Source organism: Bartonella sp. B17, assembly GCF_053795755.1.
The window spans coordinates 1,353,102-1,373,021 of sequence record NZ_CP200032.1; the positions used below are offsets into that span (position 1 = coordinate 1,353,102).

The 19,920-nt window shown below is 36.3% G+C and carries 15 protein-coding genes; 4 read left to right on the forward strand and 11 right to left on the reverse strand.

Translation table 11 applies throughout. The features are described 5' to 3' along the window. Positions 1-15 precede the first annotated feature (15 nt). From V4B18_RS06070 to V4B18_RS06095, 6 genes are all read right to left on the reverse strand, one after another. Positions 16-831: a phosphatidate cytidylyltransferase gene (locus tag V4B18_RS06070; RefSeq protein WP_455475552.1), complete on the reverse strand. Its 816-nt coding sequence runs from the start codon at positions 829-831 to the stop codon at positions 16-18. Positions 832-1,614: 783 nt separating this feature from the next. Next, the gene (gene frr / locus V4B18_RS06075; protein WP_455475553.1) at positions 1,615-2,175 is read right to left on the reverse strand and encodes a ribosome recycling factor; all 561 of its coding nucleotides are present in this window, start codon (positions 2,173-2,175) and stop codon (positions 1,615-1,617) included. Between the two features lie 37 nt (positions 2,176-2,212). Next, positions 2,213-2,932 carry a UMP kinase gene (gene pyrH, locus V4B18_RS06080; protein WP_455475554.1) on the reverse strand — a complete coding sequence of 240 codons (720 nt, stop codon included), beginning with the start codon at positions 2,930-2,932 and terminating at the stop codon, positions 2,213-2,215. A 162-nt stretch (positions 2,933-3,094) separates the two neighbouring features. After that, positions 3,095-4,018 carry a translation elongation factor Ts gene (gene tsf, locus V4B18_RS06085; protein ID WP_455475555.1) on the reverse strand — a complete coding sequence of 308 codons (924 nt, stop codon included), beginning with the start codon at positions 4,016-4,018 and terminating at the stop codon, positions 3,095-3,097. Positions 4,019-4,122: 104 nt separating this feature from the next. Then, the gene (rpsB, locus tag V4B18_RS06090) at positions 4,123-4,896 is read right to left on the reverse strand and encodes a 30S ribosomal protein S2 (protein WP_455475556.1); all 774 of its coding nucleotides are present in this window, start codon (positions 4,894-4,896) and stop codon (positions 4,123-4,125) included. Positions 4,897-5,054: 158 nt separating this feature from the next. Continuing rightward, complete coding sequence (locus V4B18_RS06095; protein ID WP_455475557.1) at positions 5,055-5,879, reverse strand: cell envelope integrity EipB family protein; 825 nt, start codon at positions 5,877-5,879, stop codon at positions 5,055-5,057. A gap of 264 nt (positions 5,880-6,143) precedes the next feature. Here V4B18_RS06095 and V4B18_RS06100 point away from each other — a divergent pair, with 264 nt between their 5' ends. Both V4B18_RS06100 and V4B18_RS06105 read left to right on the forward strand, forming a co-directional pair. Beyond that, a complete protein-coding gene (locus V4B18_RS06100; protein ID WP_455475558.1) occupies positions 6,144-6,605 on the forward strand; it encodes a RidA family protein in 462 nt (153 codons plus the stop codon). Positions 6,606-6,741: 136 nt separating this feature from the next. Beyond that, positions 6,742-7,164 (forward strand): HIT family protein, encoded by a 423-nt coding sequence (locus tag V4B18_RS06105; RefSeq protein ID WP_455475559.1) that lies wholly within the window; start codon positions 6,742-6,744, stop codon positions 7,162-7,164. 9 nt (positions 7,165-7,173) lie between these two features. Here V4B18_RS06105 and clpA read toward each other — a convergent pair whose 3' ends face one another. Both clpA and clpS read right to left on the reverse strand, forming a co-directional pair. Beyond that, on the reverse strand, positions 7,174-9,525 hold the full coding sequence (gene clpA / locus V4B18_RS06110) for an ATP-dependent Clp protease ATP-binding subunit ClpA (protein ID WP_455475560.1): 2,352 nt from the start codon (positions 9,523-9,525) through the stop codon (positions 7,174-7,176). 6 nt (positions 9,526-9,531) lie between these two features. After that, positions 9,532-9,909: an ATP-dependent Clp protease adapter ClpS gene (clpS, locus tag V4B18_RS06115; protein WP_455475561.1), complete on the reverse strand. Its 378-nt coding sequence runs from the start codon at positions 9,907-9,909 to the stop codon at positions 9,532-9,534. Between the two features lie 236 nt (positions 9,910-10,145). Here clpS and V4B18_RS06120 point away from each other — a divergent pair, with 236 nt between their 5' ends. Together V4B18_RS06120 and V4B18_RS06125 are read left to right on the forward strand one after the other, a co-directional pair. Then, positions 10,146-11,495: a D-alanyl-D-alanine carboxypeptidase gene (locus tag V4B18_RS06120; RefSeq protein WP_455475562.1), complete on the forward strand. Its 1,350-nt coding sequence runs from the start codon at positions 10,146-10,148 to the stop codon at positions 11,493-11,495. Between the two features lie 32 nt (positions 11,496-11,527). Then, entirely contained in the window at positions 11,528-11,806 is a 279-nt protein-coding gene (locus V4B18_RS06125; RefSeq protein WP_455475563.1) for a hypothetical protein, read from the forward strand. Positions 11,807-12,303: 497 nt separating this feature from the next. On the opposite strand, the gene V4B18_RS06130 is transcribed toward V4B18_RS06125, so the two are convergent. The 3 genes from V4B18_RS06130 to rpoC all read right to left on the reverse strand — a co-directional run bounded on the left by V4B18_RS06130 (position 12,304) and on the right by rpoC (position 19,911). After that, positions 12,304-13,701, reverse strand: a complete 1,398-nt coding sequence (locus tag V4B18_RS06130; protein ID WP_455475564.1) for an L-serine ammonia-lyase — start codon at positions 13,699-13,701, stop codon at positions 12,304-12,306. Between the two features lie 344 nt (positions 13,702-14,045). Beyond that, positions 14,046-14,723, reverse strand: a complete 678-nt coding sequence (locus tag V4B18_RS06135; RefSeq protein WP_455475565.1) for a nitroreductase — start codon at positions 14,721-14,723, stop codon at positions 14,046-14,048. Positions 14,724-15,699: 976 nt separating this feature from the next. Next, entirely contained in the window at positions 15,700-19,911 is a 4,212-nt protein-coding gene (gene rpoC / locus V4B18_RS06140) for a DNA-directed RNA polymerase subunit beta' (RefSeq protein ID WP_455475566.1), read from the reverse strand. Positions 19,912-19,920 lie beyond the last annotated feature (9 nt).

The following is a 19,920-nucleotide window of genomic DNA, read 5'->3' on the forward strand; positions in this document are numbered from 1 at the left end:
GACATATTCTCCTAATTAAACTATACAAAAAAGATTAAAAGGCGTCTCCATATCAGACATAAACGAACCAATTAAATAAAGAAGAAAAGTAGCACCTACCAACCCATCCATACGATCCATAAATCCACCATGTCCAGGTAATAAAGAACTAGAATCTTTAATGGAAAACTGTCTTTTTAACCATGATTGCCCCAAATCACTCACTTGCGAAACAATTGATAAAACGAGAGCAAGTAATGGTATGAAAAAATTTGCTAAATTCACGTTCAAAAAATAAAAAGCAACTAATACACCGCTAGAAACTCCAACAAGTGTACCACCAATTGCCCCTGACCATGTTTTGTTAGGAGAAAATCGCGGCGCTAATTTTGGTCCACCAAGTGCACGTCCACTAAAATATCCAGCAATATCTGTTCCCCACACGATCGCAAATAAAAAAATAACAACCCAAAATCCCAATTCTCCATCACCTCGTAAAAAGGATAAAGCTACAACAGGAAAAGATGCGTATAAAAAACCAAAGAAAACCCAACTAATATTTTTACAGGATCCAATCGCTAACAGCGTTGCAAAAACTATTAAAGCAGAAAAAATTAATGAAGAAGACATATCTAATACTAAGAAGGAACCAAAAACCAAATAAAAAATACCCGCCAATATTTTTTGTAAATTATTCCACTTTTCTTTAGTAATACTAATCCACTCATAAAGAATAAAACCGCCAATTAACCATACAAACAAAAAAAATGTAATTCCCCCAAACCATGTTAAAAACAAAGCAATGCTACCAAAAATAAAAGCTGTAAGAATACGAGAAACAAGATTAGACAAAACAACATCCAAAATAATAAACTAAAAACACAAATTAAAAAATCAGCGCAAACAAAAAGCTTTGCTGAACAATATTTATACATTTAATTTTGCAAAATTTTCTGTAAATTATCATAAATAATTTGATATATGAAGATGCTGCTCACAAAACTAGTATTAACTATAAAATTTTATTCATCCATTAAGATCAATTCTAAAACACATTTGTAAATATATCTCCGGATGTCAAAAATCAGACAAACGCTTTTTATAACATACGCAAATGATTAAGCTTTGATCAGTAAGTTCTGATCATAAAAGCATCTTTATAGCAAACTACCAATAATACTCTAATGTGCTCAAAAAAAAGATAGTAGAGAATCTAATGTATAAACACAAACTTATCTATCCCTTCCAGCTATACTCTTCATAACTGAGAGCTCATATAATAATGACAGCATTACTTTAAATATATACTCCTTACTCGAGTACCTATTATGGAACTTGATCAATTCATGAACAATAAAAAACATTCTTATCGTGCAATTAAACAATATCATATTTTTAAATTTTAATGATTCAATTAAATTTTTTAATAAATAATCTTACCCAATCCACAGATAAAAATTTTAAAATACTAGCTATTTCAAATTACTTCTACCCATATATGACATAAAAAATGTGCCCACTCTCTTCTTGCGTCATGCTCTACATTACATACTGCGCACGCATAAATTTTCTATTCTTATCGATAAAAACGAGCCACACAGCGTGGATATAATATTTTTTAATAACAAAATCATCTTAAACTTGCATAATTTCAGATTCTTTCACAGCTAAAACTTTATCAATATCAGCAATAGTCTCATCCGTAATTTTTTGAACTTTTTCGGATAAAGTATGAGCTTCGTCTTTACCAATCTCACCTTCTTTTTCTAATTTTTTTAAATTATCCATACCATCGCGACGAACGTGGCGAGTAGCAACACGAGCCTGCTCTGCATATTGATGCGCAATTTTTACGAGTTCTTTACGGCGTTCTTCGTTTAATTCAGGCAAAGGAATACGCAAATTCATACCATCAGTAATGGGATTTAAACCAAGTCCAGAATCGCGAATAGCACGTTCTACAGTTCCTACCATCGTTTTATCCCACACAGAGACTGAAAGCATCCGCGGTTCTGGAACAGAAATATTTGCAACCTGATTTATGGGGACAATCGCACCATAAGCCTCAACTGTTAACGGCTCTAATAAACTGGCTGAAGCTCGCCCAGTTCGTAGACCACCTAATTCATGTTTAAAAGCCGAAATAGCTCCATCCATGCGACGCTTCAGATCATCCATAATTGCTATAACACTCATATTTCTGCCTCCTTTAATTACGCCCTAAAGACTATCCTCATTCCGATACTATTGTAAACTGCCCCGTTCCACTTAATACCTTAGCTAAACCACCTTTTTCATGAATAGAATATACGATAATTGGTACACTATTTTCACGCGCTAAAGTAACTGCTGTTGTATCCATAATAGACAACCCTAACCGCAAAATCTCAATATGCGTTAACTGGTCAAAACGCTTAGCCGTAGGATCTATTTTTGGATCTGCAGAATAAATACCATCCACCTGCGTCCCTTTTAGTAAAACATCTGCGCCAATTTCTGCTGCACGTAAAGTAGCAGCAGAATCTGTTGTAAAAAATGGATTACCAGTACCGCCAGCAAAAATAACGACTTTTCCTTGATTCATATAACCTATCGCTTTACGTTGTGAAAAACTTTCACAAATTTGTGGCATAGCAATTGCAGATAACACAACTGTTTCAACTCCTAACTTTGTCAAAGATGTTCGTAATGCTAAAGAATTAATAGCAGTTGCAAGCATTCCCATATGATCACCAGTTACACGATCTCCACCATGCGAAGCAACAGCAACTCCACGAAAAATATTACCCCCACCTATAACAATGGCAACTTCTACACCCATCGCCCGCGCTTCAGCAATATCAGCAGCGATACGATCTACAACTGAAACATCAATTCCAAAACTCTGCTTTCCCATAAGAGCTTCACCAGAAACTTTTAAAAGAATACGCTTATACTGAAGCGCTAACGTCATTACTCATCTCCCAAAAAGCATATTTATTCTTTGCTTTTTCGATACCACTAAGGGCACCACCTTATCGCGTGACGCCCTCTAAATAATCAATACTTTTTTATATTAGTAATTTTATAATTAGTGGTATGATTTTAAATTCATAACCAATAGCATAAAAAACTATTAACTTTTAGCAGCAGCCGCGACTTCTGCAGCAAAATCAGACTCTTCTTTCTCCACACCATCGCCTAGTGCGAAACGAATAAAACCTGTAATCTTTGCTGGCGCACCAATTGATTTCTCAGCATCTTTTAAGGCTGCCTCAACAGTCACATCAGGGTTCATAACAAAAGTTTGAGATAGCAAAACAACTTCTTCATAAAACTTACGCATACGCCCCTCTACCATTTTTTCAATGATATTCTCAGGTTTACCAGATTGACGCGCTTGATCTGAAAAAATTGCTTTTTCACGCTCAACTGCACTAACATCAACATCTTCTGCTGTTAACGCCAACGGATTAGTTGCAGCAACATGCATCGCGATTTGTCGACCAAAAGCGACAGCAGCTTCTTTATTCCCTGTAGTTTCAACAGCAACCAAAACACCAAGTTTTCCAAGCCCTTCAGCCACACTATTATGTATATAGGTAGCAACTACACCTTCCTCAACAGATAATTTAGCAGAACGACGAAATGTCATATTTTCACCAATCGTGCCAATCGCATCTTTAATTGTCGCTTCTACAGTTTTTTCAGAACCTGGGTAAAAGGATGCAGCAACAGCTTCAACATCACCTTGCGTATCCAAAGCAGCTGTCGCTACATTGCGTACAATATCCTGAAATACTTCGTTGCGCGCAACAAAATCTGTTTCAGAATTGACCTCAACCAAAACTGCGCTTTTGTCTTTTGATACAACTCCAATTAGCCCCTCAGCTGCTGTACGACCAGCCTTTTTATCTGCCTTAGCTATCCCTTTTTTGCGAAGCCAATCAATCGCAGCTTCCATATCACCATCAGTCTCTGCCAAAGCCGCTTTACAGTCCATCATACCAGCGCCAGATAATTCCCGAAGTTCTTTTACTTGTGCAGCAGTAATGCTCATATTTGTTTGCCTCTTTGTTCTATAACGATGAAAGCGCACAACAATCTATGCACGCCTACAATCTTCTTTTTAGAAATAATCACCTTAACAGGCGTTTTGAATTATTATTCAGAAGCCGGAACTTCATTTTCCAAAATGGGCTCCACAGGTGCATCAGCTTGAGCTCCTAAATCAATACCCATCGCACCTTGCTGACGGGCAATGCCGTCAAGAGCTGCACGAGCAACGAGATCACAATAAAGAGAAATCGCGCGTGAAGCATCATCATTACCCGGAATTGGATAATCGATGTTATCAGGATCGCAATTGGTATCAATAACAGCAATCACTGGAATACCTAAACGCTTCGCTTCTTGAATAGCAATATTTTCCTTATTTGTATCAATAATAAATATAAGATCTGGGACAGACCCCATATCTTTAATACCGCCAAGAGCACGATTAAGTTTTTCACGATCACGCTCAAGGTTTAAACGTTCTTTTTTAGTAAAACCCTGAGCCTCAGCAGCGAGAATTTTATCAAGCTTACGCAAACGATGTATCGAATTAGAAATTGTTTTCCAATTTGTAAGCATACCGCCAAGCCAACGCGCATTAACATAATATTGTGCTGAACGATTTGCTGCATCAGCAATACTATCAGCGGCCTGCCGCTTAGTACCAACAAATAAAATGCGACCACCACGCGCAACCGTATCTGAAACGAGTTTAAGCGCCTGATGCAAAAGTGGAACAGTCTGAGCAAGATCAATAATATGGATATTATTGCGCTGTCCATAAATATAAGAAGACATCTTTGGGTTCCAACGATGTGTCTGGTGACCAAAGTGTACACCTGCTTCTAAAAGCTGGCGCATAGTAAAATCTGGTAATGCCATAATTTATCCTTTCCGGTTTAACCTCCGCGAAAAAAAATAGGAAACCCTACACCGGCGGATACTTGCTAAACTTCTTCTGCAAATACCCAAATTTCGCATGTGGAATAAAATAAGCATACTAATATTTGTTTCTTTTTCAAGTTATTTTCTGCAATTATTTAATGTTTACATTGATCACTTTTTTTCTCAATATCAAATAATTCAAGACTATTTAGTTTTGCGCGCACTGCAAAAGTCCCATAATCTACATAAAGATCGCGCATAACACCATTTTCATACAAAAGAAAACTGGTACGATAAACAGGTAAACCATCTTTATTTTCTACATCATCAAAATAAGAAATTGTAACGGGCCAATATCCTTCCGCATCTAATTTTCCTATTTTTTGCGCTTCAGCATCAGATACTTGTGTCTTTTTTTCTCCAATAACTACACTTTCTTTTATGATTTTATTTGCTTTGTCTGTCCCATCAAACACAGTAGTATGATAGAAATTATGTCCTGCCTTTGCATGCTGAATGATATTTTTTAATTGCATGATTGGAAACTCAGCCATTGCAAGCTTATATTCTTTCTTTTTTGGTTTTTGCAGTTTAACTACAATACCATCGGGAGTATGTTCAGCTAATCCTTCAGCACTGTGCGCAATATCTTGTCCTATCTGATCTATAACATTAAAGCGAAATGTACGACCATCACCCGTTTCATAACTAGTTGTTTGTTGATCGGTTAAACGTGCAGGCATATCTTCAATATGGATACGGCTAATAAAACGAAAACGTGTAGTGTACCCCTGACACGCCGAACCCGTAAGTTCGTAAACCATTCGCCCAGTCATTCCTAAAATCGCCATTTCATTGGAAGCACTATCAAGCTGAAAATCGTAGATAGCACGATGAGGTGCAACAAAAATGCTTTTTTCAGCTGTTGCAGAACATAAAAAAGAAACATATAAAATTATTATAAATAATGATCTGATCATTCCCAATTTCCGATTCTATTCTGCTGCACGCCACCATACACTAAGGCATCAGAAACTCACGCCTTAATCAATCAAAAATTTCCTTAAATCAAAAGATAGTTTATGCAATAGATGATGTCTTACAAGCAATAGATGATGTCTTACAATAGTTGTGGAATTTAAATAAGGCAACCAAACAAAACATTTTATTAACCGTACATTTTCTTAAATCAAAAAATAGTTTATGCAATGAGCGTATTATAAAACAACTATGGGATTTAAATTATGACAAACTCTATTGAAAGCTCTCTTAAAAAATTCGGTATTACTATTCCTGAAGCAACAAAATCCATTGCAAATTATGTAACAACATTACGAATCGGCAACCAACTTTTTATCTCTGGACAGCTTCCTCTTTTGGATGGGAAACCAACAGCTATTGGTAAAGTTGGCGCGGACGTTAGCATCGAGCAAGCAAAAAAAGCAGCTGAAATCTGTGCGATCAATATTCTTGCACAAATAAAAGCAGCTATCGGTGATTTAAATAAAATAAAACAAGTGGTAAAAATTACTGTTTTCGTTGCTGCTGATACCAATTTTACCAACATTCCTCTTGTTGCTAATGGAGCTTCTGATTTATTGACCAATATCCTTGGTGAATCTGGAAAACATGCTCGATCAGCTGTTGGTGTTGCGACTCTTCCTATGGGGGTTCCAGTAGAAATTGAAGCCATCATAGAAATTTAAGTTCTTCATAAATAGTATAGTGAAGTACTTACACAAAGCAAAAATTAAATGCAATAATCTCTTTTATTGATATTCTATAAACTATTGCATCATCCTTTTGTTTTGAACATAAAACCCTAATAAAGGAAGTATTTATATGAAACAAACTTATGACAATAACAATATTTTTGCTAAATTAATTCGCAATGAAATCCCTTCTGTTCGTGTTTATGAAGATGAGGATGTCATCGCATTCATGGATATAATGCCACAAGCACCAGGACATACACTAGTCATTCCTCGGAAAGCTTCAAGGAATCTATTGGATGCAGATACTGAAACACTATTTCCAGTTATTAAAGCTGTCCAAAAAATCGCCAATGCTGTAAAAAAAGCTTTTCAAGCAGATGGTATAACAGTCATGCAATTTAATGAAGAAGCCAGCCAACAAACCATTTTTCACCTCCATTTTCATATCATACCACGTATAAAAGGGGTGGAACTTATCCCTCATAATGATGTCATAACATCTACAGAAATGCTTGAAGAAAATGCGAAAAAAATTCGAGCTGTTCTTTAAAGAACACTATTAAGTTGTAGGACTTTTTTTCTCTATCTTCTTTTTTGAAGAAAATATGGCCTTATTACCTTTTGAACGAACAGACGTATCGGAAGATAAAATTTTTAACAGCAAACCTTTCTTCTCTCCATCTTGTTTGTGTGTCGATACGCGCACCATGCCACCATTACGCAATTTTCCAAACAAAATTTCATTAACCAACGGTTTTTTAATATGTTCTTGTATTACACGACTCAATGGACGCGCACCCATCTGAGCATCATACCCCTTATTAGCAAGCCAAGCGACAGCAGAAGCATTTAGCTCAAAACAGATACCTCGATCAGCCAATTGTGCCTCAAGTTGAAAAATAAATTTTTGGACAATTTGGCTGATTACCAACTGAGATAAAGGCGAAAACGGAATAATGGCATCCAGCCGATTACGAAATTCTGGTGTAAACAATCGATTAATAGCTTCTATATCATCACCATCGCGCTGCACTTTACCAAACCCAATAGCCGATTTTGCCATATCCGAAGAACCCGCATTAGTTGTCATAATTAAAATGATGTTACGAAAATCAATCTTTTTTCCATTATGATCAGTTAATTTACCATAATCCATCACCTGCAATAAAATATTATACAACTCTGGATGCGCTTTCTCGATCTCATCCAATAATAAAACTGCATGAGGATTCTGATCAACTGCGTCTGTAAGAAGACCGCCTTGATCAAAGCCTATGTAACCTGGAGGAGCTCCTATTAAACGCGCTATAGCATGCCGTTCCATATATTCTGACATATCAAAACGTAACAGCTCAATTCCCAAAAAAGATGCAAGCTGCTTTGCAACCTCAGTTTTTCCAACACCTGTTGGTCCTGAAAATAAATAACCTCCTATTAACTTTTCTGATTCACGTAATCCCGCCCGCGCCAATTTAATTGATAATACCAACGCTGAAATTGCCTGTTCTTGTCCATAAACGACATTTTTAAGCTCTTTTTCAAGATTGCTAAGTATCTTCTGATCGTCACCAGAAACTGTTTTTGGTGGAATTCTTGCCATAGTGGCAACAGTAGCTTCAATTTCTTTAATGCCTATACTCTTTTTACGCTGTTTTTTTGGTAAAAGCATCTGCGCTGCACCACTTTCATCAACAACATCAATGGCTTTATCAGGCAACCGGCGATCAACCATATACCGTGAAGATAACTCTACAGATGCCCTCATTGCCTCATCTGTGTATTTGATTTGATGAAAATTTTCAAAATACGGCTTCAGTCCCTGCAAAATTTTAATAGCATCGGCAATAGAAGGCTCATTAACATCAATTTTTTGGAAACGTCGCTCTAAAGCTCGATCTTGTTCAAAAATTTTGCGATACTCTTTGTAAGTCGTTGAACCAATGCATCGAATAATTCCTGAAGATAGTGCAGGTTTTAAAAGATTTGCTGCATCCATATTCCCTCCCGATGTAGCACCTGCTCCAATCAATGTATGAATTTCATCAATAAATAGAATAGCACTTGGATATTGCTCAAATTCTTTAATGACTTGCTTCAATCGTTCTTCAAAATCACCGCGATAACGCGTGCCAGCAACAAGCCCTGCCATATCTAGGGAAAATATTGTTGCGTTTGACAAAATTTCAGGTACCTGTCCATCAACAATACGTTTAGCCAGCCCCTCGATTATAGCTGTTTTTCCAACACCAGGATCACCTATTAAAAGCGGATTATTTTTTGACCTTCGACATAAAATCTGAATCATTCGTGAAATTTCCATATCACGGCCAATCAATAAATCAATTTTCCCGCTACGTGCTTTGCAATTTAAATCAATACAATATGCAGTAAGTGCATCCGTAACCTTTTCATCATTGTCTAAAACTTGCTGATCCAATTGCTCTTCAAGATCTTCAAGTAACATAGATAACCCTTCATCACGCGTAACACCGTGTGAAATAAAACGCACAGCATCATAACGCGTCATTCCCACCTCTTGAAGGAAATATGCTGCATGACTTTCATGTTCAGAAAAAATTGCAACGAGAACATTTGCCCCTGATACTTCTTCCTTACCAGCCGATTGAGCATGTATCACTGCACGTTGGATAACACGCTGCAAAAACACTGTCGGTTTTGTATCTCCATCAGCTCTAATCTGTACATCCAATTCTGACTGTATATAATTAGTTAAGCGCTCTCGCAATTCTTCCAAATTTACCTGACAAGCCTGAATAACTGAGCTTGCATCAGTATCATCTAGCAAAGCAAGCAGAAGATGCTCTAATGTCGCATACTCATGCTGTGCTTGAGTTGCAATTGTTAATGCACGATGCAAAGCTTTTTCAAGATTTGGCGTAAAAGATGGCATAACCCCTCACTTCCATTCCATTACACATTGTAATGGATGTTCATTTTGGCGCGCGCATTCCATAACTTGCACAACTTTCATTTCAGCTACTTCATAAGTGTAAGTTCCGCATTCGCCTATTCCATTTTGATGAATATCTAGCATGATACGCGTTGCTTCTTCGAAATTTTTTTTAAAAAACTTCTTCAAAATAAAAACAACAAAATCCATAGGTGTATAATCATCATTAAGCAAAAGGACGCGATACAGCTTAGGCTTCCGAAGTTTTGGCTTAGTCTTGGATATTATGATAGAATCATACCTGCTTTCTTTCCAATTTTCGTCCTTTTTATTGTGCATAGTGGTATAGAATACAGAGTCCATTATTAATTTTTGCATCAGCATTATTTTCGTGCAGTGTTTTTTTTATCAATTTTAAGTCCTTTCATAACTATTGCAATACACATTTGCACAAGAAAAAAGCTTTCTTTATGGTTAAGTTGGACTAAACATGAAAACTCACAAAATGATTCACGTAAACAAATTGGTAATACCATTTGTCTAAACTGTAACGATAGACTGTAGCGATAGGGGGGTCTTAATAGAATTTTCAGAGTAAATGAAAAAACGGGATACTACAAGTGCATATTAATTACCAAAAAATCGTGCGTTATTATAAAAAGCTCACAATATCTTTTATTATTTTAGCTTTTTTTCATTCTTGGGCATTTGCTACTCCTCAGGGAGCATACCCCGATAAATACGCAGCTATTGTTATAGATGCAAATACGGGAGAAACCTTATTTCAAGCAAATGCAACATTAAAACGTTATCCTGCTTCTTTAACAAAAATGATGACATTATATATGTTATTTGAAGCTATACATACGCGTCGTATAACACTAAATACACCAATTCCTATTTCAAATTGTGCAGCTGCACGCCCACCGACAAAAATGGGACTTAAAGCAGGTCAAACAATTTCTGCAGAAGCAGCTGCTAAAGCACTCATTACAAAATCAGCAAATGATGTTGCAACGGCAGTTGCCGAATATCTTGGTGGTAATGAAAAAAAATTTGCTCAAAAAATGACCACAAAAGCTCGCAGACTCGGAATGATGCATACGCATTTTGCAAATGCTTCAGGACTCCCTGATATGCATAATTATTCGACAGCGCAAGATATGGCCATTTTATCATTAGCCCTACGAAAAGATTTTCCACAACAGTATAAATTATTTAAAATAACGAGTTTTACTTTTGATGGGCGGACAATTAACAGCCATAATAAATTAGTTAAAATCATGAAAGGCGTTGATGGAATTAAAACAGGTTATACACAAATGTCAGGTTCTAATTTAGCTACATCGATGCGTATAGATGGACGTTCTATTGTCGCTATCGTTATGGGTGGCAAATCATCTACCGCACGTGATGAGCATATGGCTAATCTATTAAGTACATACTTGCCGAAAGCAAGCCGTGTGAAAAATAATGAAAGTTTAATAGCCTCTGCACGCTACAACCTACCTACTGGCATAAACATTCCTATACCAGTTATTAAAGCTGATCTAAACAATCTAGATGATGAAGTTTCCACTCTTTTGACAGCGCTTGCAGAGCAACCTAAAAATTTTAATGTAGCAATAGCGGCTGTAAACCAAGCTATTATACCAATCCCTAATCCCCAAAAAGCTATTGCTGTTAAAGCCGATAAAATTATAACGGCATCTTTATCTACTAAAACTGGATGGGCTATTCAAATTGGTTCGCTTCCTAATAAAAAACAAGCAAATGCTCTTCTTTTAAAAGCAAAAAATACAGCTTATTCCTCCTTAAAACATGCATCTTCACATACGCAACTATTTGAAAAAAGTGGACACCATTATTATCGTGCTAGATTTACAGGTTTTTCATCAAAAAAAGCTGCATTAGACGCTTGTTCCACTTTAAAGAAAGCAAATTTTAACTGCTATACTGTAGCGTATTAAAAACTTTTAAATTCTGCATTAAGGACAGTACCATGACAGATAACGCCATTGCTTCATCTCCTGAAAAAAAAAAATTGCTGAAGCAGTCATCTCTCCTTTCACTACGTTCTCTTCATGACGCTGTGATAAAATTCGCTGGTTTAAAACACACTCCTCCGACACTAAGCACTCACCACCTTGTCAATCTTCTCATTTGCCAAACAACTAGAAATCGTCGTCTAGCTACACCTCCTGTACGCATTCATTTACGTGTTGTAAGCAAAACTGGTAGCGTGCCTATTAAAATCCGTCTAGGTGCAACAAACGTTTAAGTTCATAGAAAAACTCTGCAAAAATTATTTTATTAATGAAAATATTCGCGCATTATCTATAGGCTTTTTAAAATGTCTCTCTTCTTTATATTTACAAATATAAAAATGTACTGCAAATTTTTGTTCAACTACTTAAGTGCTGTATATCTTCAGCTTTTAAATAGATTGATAGAAACATCTCCCTAAAACAACGTTATAAATATTAAACGTTAGCATAATTCTTGAGTTTAACGTCAAAGAGCATTTTTCGTATTTTTTCTGTAAATCAAAAATAGGCATCTATTAGCCACAAGCATCAAAAAATTGGATATTACCGTAAACAATTTAACAAGCCCTCCTTCTTTAATAATTTATGAACCCTCGTAAATATTGCAAATTCTGTATGAGGTTATTTAAGCTTCTTAAACTTAGCTTTCTAACATACAAAAAAATTTTAACATACAACCCACTTTATAGATAATGAAAACAAATTTATCAAATTAAGTATCGTGACACACTTAACAAGATATCACATTAACTGCGAGACCTGCTTTACTTGTTTCTTTATAGCGCTCACTCATATCGTGTCCTGTTTGACGCATTGTTTCTATACAAGCATCCAAAGAAACAAAATGCTCTCCATTTCCGTATAACGCAAGAGAAGAAGCTGTCACTGCCTTAACTGCTCCCATTGCATTACGCTCAATACAAGGAACCTGCACAAGACCTGCAACTGGATCACATGTCATTCCCAAATGGTGTTCAAGAGCAATCTCTGCTGCATTTTCAATTTGAGCTGGTGTCCCACCCAATGCTGCTGTCAACCCTGCTGCTGCCATTGAAGATGCAGCTCCAACCTCTCCCTGACAACCAACCTCTGCACCAGAGATAGAAGCATTATGTTTTATGACACCACCAATGGCTGCTGCTGTTAACAAAAAAGTACGTATTCCTTCTCGATCTGAACCATCATTAAACTGAAGATAATAACGCAAAACAGCAGGTACAATACCAGCTGCACCATTTGTTGGCGCAGTAACAACACGACCACCCGCTGCATTCTCCTCATTCACTGCGATAGCGTAAACAGAAAGCCAGTCATTTGCCAAAAATGGATAATTATGATTCTTTTTTCGATTTTCTATAAGTTTATCATACAATTTTTTAGCACGCCTTTGAACATGCAATTCACCCGGCAATTCACCTTCTTTTGACAGTCCTCTATCAATGCAATTAGTCATAGCTGAAAAAATTTCATCAAGCCCATTATCAAGAGCAGAACGTTCCATCTTTGTCTCTTCGTTTATGCGCTTCATTTCAGCAATCGATAGCCCTGATTTTTCCGCCATCAATAGCATGTTCTTTGCAGAATCAAAAGGATAAGGCACCTCAGATACGTCTGGTTGTACATTACGATTTATAGTATTTAACTCATTCTCGGTTACAACAAAGCCACCGCCAATAGAATAATAAACTTGCCTTAAAAGAACATTTCCATCAGAATCAAGTCCTTCAAACGCAAGTCCATTAGCATGTCCAGATAAAGTGATTTTCTTTTCAAAAATAAGATCACTGTACAAATTAAATTGATAAGCAGGATGACCTTCTGGTTGTACCTTCTTTTCGCACTCAACCTTTTCCAACAGTAAACCTATGCGATCAGGATCCACAGTAGAGACCTTTTCTCCCAAAAGCCCTAATACAATGGCTCTATCTGTAGCATGACCAACTCCTGTAAAAGCCAATGAACCATAAAGATAGACACGTATACGAGAAACTTCCCCATGAGATGACTGAGAAAAATTTCGTGCAATAATCTCTTGCAAAAACATATTAGCAGCAGTCATTGGCCCCATCGTGTGCGAGCTGGAAGGGCCAATACCAATTTTAAAAAGTTCAAAAACGGATAGAAACACCAAACACCTCAAAATTAAATATAAACTTTGAGTATATGCTTTTTTATCACTTTTGTCTCACTTAAAATCAAACTGTTAGATAAATTAAAAAAATAACAGCAATAAATATAAATGTTGCTCGTCGTGCTACCAGCCAACATTTCTTTTCTATAATGCTTTCCATAGCCAACCTTTGAAAAACTAATAATGATCTTTGAATAATCATTATTTCAATGGGCTAAACGTAGTAAAATAAATATTAACATGCAATATTAAAATTAAATGGAAACAAAAAATTTTTACTTAATTATTTTTCGCAAAAAATGGAACTATTAAGACTTTATTCAATGATAAAAAGTACAGTTTTAATAAAATGTACAAAAATTTTCGATTGATTCACGTTCAGTTTCTATATTATTTTCTGGTGCGTTTACATCACGATAACCAAGTGACATACCACAAATAATCTGTCGGTCAGAAGGTATTGATAAAAGCGTATGGATTTGTTCGTAATAATCAGCAAAAGAAGCCTGAGGACAAGTATCTAACCCGAACCCACGTGCAGCTAACATAATGGTCTGCATAAACATACCTAAATCAAGCCAACTGCCAATTTCCATATCGCGATCCATTGTAAACAAAAACCCTACAGGTGCACCAAAAAATAAAAAATTCCGTGCCTTCTGACGAAGCATTTTTTCTTGTTCACCTTTTTGAATCCCAAGACTCTTATAAAGATCTAAACCTACTTTTTTACGTCGAGAAAGATAAGGTTCCCGCCACTCTCGTGGATAATAATGACGTTCCCGTTTTCCTTCCACTCCAGATAGTACTAATTGAGAAAGCTCTTGTCCTACTTTTTTCAATATTTTTCCCGTAAGAACAATCACTTGCCATGGTTGAATATTTGTTCCAGATGGAGAGCGTGCTGCAAGCTTCAAAATTTCTTCAATTGTTTCTTGTGGAACCGGTTTATCAATAAAAGCTCGAATTGACTTTCGTGATAAAATAGATTGAAAAACATTAATAGAAGAATTTTTCATTTTTTACTTTCTTTTATAGTTTGCTTTTTATTAATAGACTCAGTACGCAATTAAAAAATTTCACATTTTTTTCTCTGATCTACTTTTACAGAATAATTTATGTACTCCTCCTTCAATAGTACTGAGAATTAAAGATTGATAAGCCTATTCTTTAATGAAAAAAACAATCATTAATGATAAAAAATGAAATAAATTTAAAATTAGATTAATGGTTAATTTCCTAATTTAACTAAATTTTCAAAAAATTTTATCCATGTTTTGTATATCAGGTAGAAGACCATTACTATCGCGCTGTATTTTCTGTAAATAAATATTTTTTTATTAATCTTCGCACTTAATTTTTTTATTTATAATGGTCTATCTACGTATAAAATCATGTAACTTCTACACTATAAAGATACAAAAAGCTCCGTCTTGTTCATAATAATGTAAAGCTTGAGCAATAACTGATAATTTTTGCATCATCTCACTGATTGAGTAATATCAAAATATTTGATCATTCTATTCTTACAAGATGCACTATCACCAAAAGTGTGTATATCTTTTATAAAATCTTAATTGATACATTCTTCTCCCCCTTCATACATTTTGAAAGCAATGAAATTTTTTAGTATCATTGAAAAAGATTTTTTGTCATTTTATAAAAAATATTAACAAAAAAAATTTCTTTAATAGCTCACTCTCTTTTCTTACAGTAAATTAGTTAGTATATTTATTTTATATGTCTTCATATATTTAAAATAAATTTTTAATCTAACTGCATAAATGAAAAATTTTATACTTAAGCAAAAAATACTGATACCATAATAAATAAAACACAAATATAATAAAATGTTGAAAATACTTAAATCAAATAGCTTATTATTCTTATAAGAATGTTTTTCAAAAAATAGTTATTTTTGTATTTTATTATAGTTACCAAAACGTCTGAATTTTATATTCAGACGCTTTTTGTATTGTTTTACGCGTATTCAGATTATTCAGCAGCTGCACCAGTTGCCATATTTGTCAACATAATATTCGCCGTCTCGTTATTATTAGATTTGCACCGCTCATCTACAATTAAATCATCACGCACTGAAGCAATGCGGCGAATTTGAGCAATCGTACCACCTGTACCTGCAGGGATAAGACGACCAACAATAACATTTTCTTTAAGCCCTTGCAAAGTATCAATTTTTCCAGAAACAGCTGCCTCAGTAAGCACCCGAGTCGTCTCCTGAAACGATGCAGCAGAAATAAAGGATGGTGTTTGAAGAGATGCTTTTGTAATTCCAAGAAGGATAGGATTACCAGACGCAGGTTTTTTCCCTTCAGCAATCAAACTATCATTAATTTCATCTAATTCAATACGATCAACATGATCACCTGGAATATAACCAGAATCTCCAGATTCAGTAATTTCAACTTTTTGCAACATCTGACGGACAATCACTTCAATGTGCTTATCATTAATTAAAACACCCTGCAAACGATAAACTTCTTGAATTTCATTAACAAGATAAGATGCCAAAGCTTCAACACCCTTAATAGCCAAGATATCATGAGGTGCTGGATTACCATCAAGGATGTAATCTCCTTTTTCAATCTGATCACCTTCTTGAAAATGAAATAATTTTCCCTTTGGAATTAAATATTCTACTGGCTCCAGAGATTCATCATTTGGTTCAATGATAATACGACGCTTATTTTTATAGCCACGACCAAACCGTATCGTACCACTAACTTCGGCAATGATAGCATGATCTTTTGGACGTCGTGCTTCAAAAAGCTCAGCTACACGCGGCAGACCACCTGTAATATCTTTTGTTTTAGCACTTTCCATTGGTAAACGTGCAATAACATCACCCGCCTTCACATGAGCTCCAAGCTCTACAGAGAGAATGGTATCCACTGACATCATGTAACGCGCTTCTCCACCCTTATACAATTTGGCTATAGTCTCACCTTTCTCATCCGTATGGATAACAATAGCTGGCTTTAACTCAGCACCACGTGGATTAGCGCGCCAATCAACCACCAAACGCTTTGTAATACCTGTAGATTCATCAGCTGTTTCAGTAACTGATAAACCATCAATCATATCTTCAAAACCTACATAGCCATCAACTTCAGTTAAAATTGGACGTGTATAAGGATCCCATTCTGCTATACGCTGACCACATTTAACAACATCACCATCATCAACAAAAATATGTGCACCATAGCTAATACGATGCACAATACACTCTTTTCCAGTTTCATCCTTAATAACAACAGCTACATTACGCCCCATAACAACCAAACGACCGTCTGAATTGCGAACAATATTGCGATTGCGAATCTCTACTGTACCTTCATAAGATGCTTCTAAATGAGATGAATCAACAACTTGCGCAGTTCCTCCTAAGTGAAAGGTACGCATAGTAAGCTGTGTTCCAGGTTCCCCAATAGACTGAGCCGCAATAACACCAACAGCCTCACCTTGATTAACTGGAGTCCCACGTGCTAAATCACGACCATAGCACTTAGCACAAACACCAAGGCGCGTTTCACATGTTAAAGCAGAACGGATCTGAACAGACTGAATTCCAGCTTTTTCAATTTCTGCAACATCCGCTTCCTCAATCATAGCACCACCTTCGAGAATAACTTCTCCAGAAATTGGATGCAAAATATCAATAAGAGCTGTACGACCAAGGATTCTCTGACCAAGTGACGCAACGATTTGTCCTGCATCGACAATCGGTTGAATGGTAAGACCCTTTGCAGTACCACAATCGACTGCTGAAATAATCGCATCTTGTGCAACATCAACAAGACGTCGCGTTAGATAACCAGAGTTAGCCGTTTTTAACGCAGTATCAGCAAGCCCTTTACGCGCACCATGAGTCGAGTTAAAATATTCGTTAACAGTTAGACCTTCCTTAAAATTTGAAATGATTGGTGTTTCAATAATTTCACCTGATGGTTTTGCCATCAGACCACGCATACCAGCCAACTGCTTCATCTGATTAGCAGAACCACGCGCACCGGAATGTGACATCATATAGATTGAATTCATTTGCCTCTGACGACCTGTTTTAGGATCAAATTCAACAGTCTGAATACGTTTCATCATCTCATACGCAACGCGATCAGTACATTTTCCCCAAGCATCTACAACCTTGTTATATTTTTCACCCTGCGTAATTAAACCATCGTTATATTGCTGCTCATACTCTTTAGCCAATGCTTCCGTTTCTGCAACTAAACGTGACTTGCTATCAGGAATAACCATGTCATCTTTACCGAATGAAATCCCAGCACGACAAGCATGAGAAAAGCCAAGTTGCATAATATGATCACAAAAAATAACTGTCTCTTTTTGCCCACAGTGTCTATAAACCTGATCAATCATTTTAGAAATGTTCTTTTTAGTCATTTCCTGATTAACAATATCAAAAGAGATATTTGGATTTTTCGGCAAAAGTTCACCAATAATCAAACGACCAGGAGTTGTATCATAAAGTTTAGAAACTTCTTTTCCATCTTTATCTACATTTTTAAAACGACCTTTAATTTTTGTATGAAGAGTTACCACCTTATTTTCTAAAGCATGATGCAACTCTCCCATATCGGCAAATGCCATCCCTTCACCCGGTTCTTTTTCAAAAACAATCGAAAGATAATAAAGACCAAGAACCATATCCTGTGAAGGAACAATAATTGGTGCCCCATTAGCTGGATGAAGAATGTTATTGGTTGACATCATCAAAACACGTGCTTCAAGCTGCGCCTCAAGAGAAAGCGGAACATGAACTGCCATCTGATCACCATCAAAATCTGCATTAAAAGCAGTACACACCAATGGATGAAGCTGTATAGCCTTTCCTTCAATCAAAACAGGCTCAAAAGCTTGAATTCCTAAACGGTGCAATGTTGGTGCACGATTCAATAAAACAGGATGCTCACGAATAACCTCATCCAAAATATCCCAAACTTCTGGATGCTCTTTTTCAACAAGCTTTTTTGCTTGCTTTACAGTTGATGAATAACCCTTTGCATCAAGGCGAGCATAAATAAATGGCTTAAATAATTCAAGCGCCATTTTTTTAGGGAGACCACATTGGTGCAATTTTAATTCAGGACCTGTAACAATAACAGAACGACCTGAATAATCGACACGCTTACCTAACAAATTCTGACGAAAACGCCCCTGCTTTCCTTTTAGCATATCCGAAAGAGATTTTAATGGACGCTTATTTGCTCCAGTAATCACACGTCCACGGCGACCGTTGTCAAATAATGCATCGACGGCCTCCTGTACCATACGCTTTTCATTCCGCACAATAATCCCAGGAGCACGTAATTCAATTAGTCGTTTCAATCGATTATTACGATTTATAACCCGCCGATAAAGATCATTTAAATCTGATGTTGCAAAACGTCCACCATCAAGCGGCACGAGTGGACGTAAATCCGGAGGAATAACCGGAATTGTTTTCATAATCATCCACTCTGGTTTATTGCCAGATTCAAGAAAATTTTCAACAATCTTGAGTCGTTTAATCAATTTTTTTTGTTTTAATTCTGAAGTTGTTTCAGATAACTCGACGCGCAAATCATCTGCGATTTTCTCTAACTCCATACCAGCTAAAAGCTCGTATATAGCCTCTGCACCGATCATAGCTGTAAACTGATCTTCTCCAAATTCATCAACAGCAAGCATATATTCTTCTTCAGAAAGAAGTTGGTGCAGCTTAAGAGAGGTCAACCCTGGCTCTGTTACAATATAATTTTCAAAATAAAGGACTCGTTCAATATCTTTTAGAGTCAAATCTAAAAGAGTGGAAATACGACCAGGTAAAGATTTAAGAAACCAAATATGAGCAACTGGTGCTGCAAGCTCAATGTGCCCCATACGCTCACGACGCACACGTGAAAGAGTAACTTCCACACCACATTTTTCACAGATAATGCCCTTATACTTCATGCGTTTATATTTGCCACATAGACATTCATAATCTTTAATTGGACCAAATATACGAGCACAGAAAAGCCCATCACGCTCTGGCTTAAAAGTCCGGTAATTAATAGTCTCAGGCTTCTTGATCTCACCGTACGACCAAGACAGAATCTTCTCAGGACTCGCAATTGAAATACGAATAGAGTCAAATGTCTGCGTTGGCGCCTGAGGATTGAAAAGATTCATGACCTCGTGGTTCATGCCGTTCTC

Excerpts from the sequence above, each read along its gene's own strand:
- V4B18_RS06100 (WP_455475558.1), top strand. The coding sequence starts at position 6,144 with ATGACAAACTCTATTGAAAGCTCTCTTAAAAAATTCGGTATTACTATT.
- V4B18_RS06105 (WP_455475559.1), top strand. The coding sequence starts at position 6,742 with ATGAAACAAACTTATGACAATAACAATATTTTTGCTAAATTAATTCGC.
- pyrH (WP_455475554.1), bottom strand. The coding sequence starts at position 2,932 with ATGACGTTAGCGCTTCAGTATAAGCGTATTCTTTTAAAAGTTTCTGGT.
- clpS (WP_455475561.1), bottom strand. The coding sequence starts at position 9,909 with ATGCTGATGCAAAAATTAATAATGGACTCTGTATTCTATACCACTATG.
- V4B18_RS06135 (WP_455475565.1), bottom strand. The coding sequence starts at position 14,723 with ATGAAAAATTCTTCTATTAATGTTTTTCAATCTATTTTATCACGAAAG.
- V4B18_RS06095 (WP_455475557.1), bottom strand. The coding sequence starts at position 5,879 with ATGATCAGATCATTATTTATAATAATTTTATATGTTTCTTTTTTATGT.
- frr (WP_455475553.1), bottom strand. The coding sequence starts at position 2,175 with ATGAGTGTTATAGCAATTATGGATGATCTGAAGCGTCGCATGGATGGA.
- rpsB (WP_455475556.1), bottom strand. The coding sequence starts at position 4,896 with ATGGCATTACCAGATTTTACTATGCGCCAGCTTTTAGAAGCAGGTGTA.
- V4B18_RS06125 (WP_455475563.1), top strand. The coding sequence starts at position 11,528 with ATGACAGATAACGCCATTGCTTCATCTCCTGAAAAAAAAAAATTGCTG.
- rpoC (WP_455475566.1), bottom strand. The coding sequence starts at position 19,911 with ATGAACCACGAGGTCATGAATCTTTTCAATCCTCAGGCGCCAACGCAG.
- tsf (WP_455475555.1), bottom strand. The coding sequence starts at position 4,018 with ATGAGCATTACTGCTGCACAAGTAAAAGAACTTCGGGAATTATCTGGC.
- clpA (WP_455475560.1), bottom strand. The coding sequence starts at position 9,525 with ATGCCATCTTTTACGCCAAATCTTGAAAAAGCTTTGCATCGTGCATTA.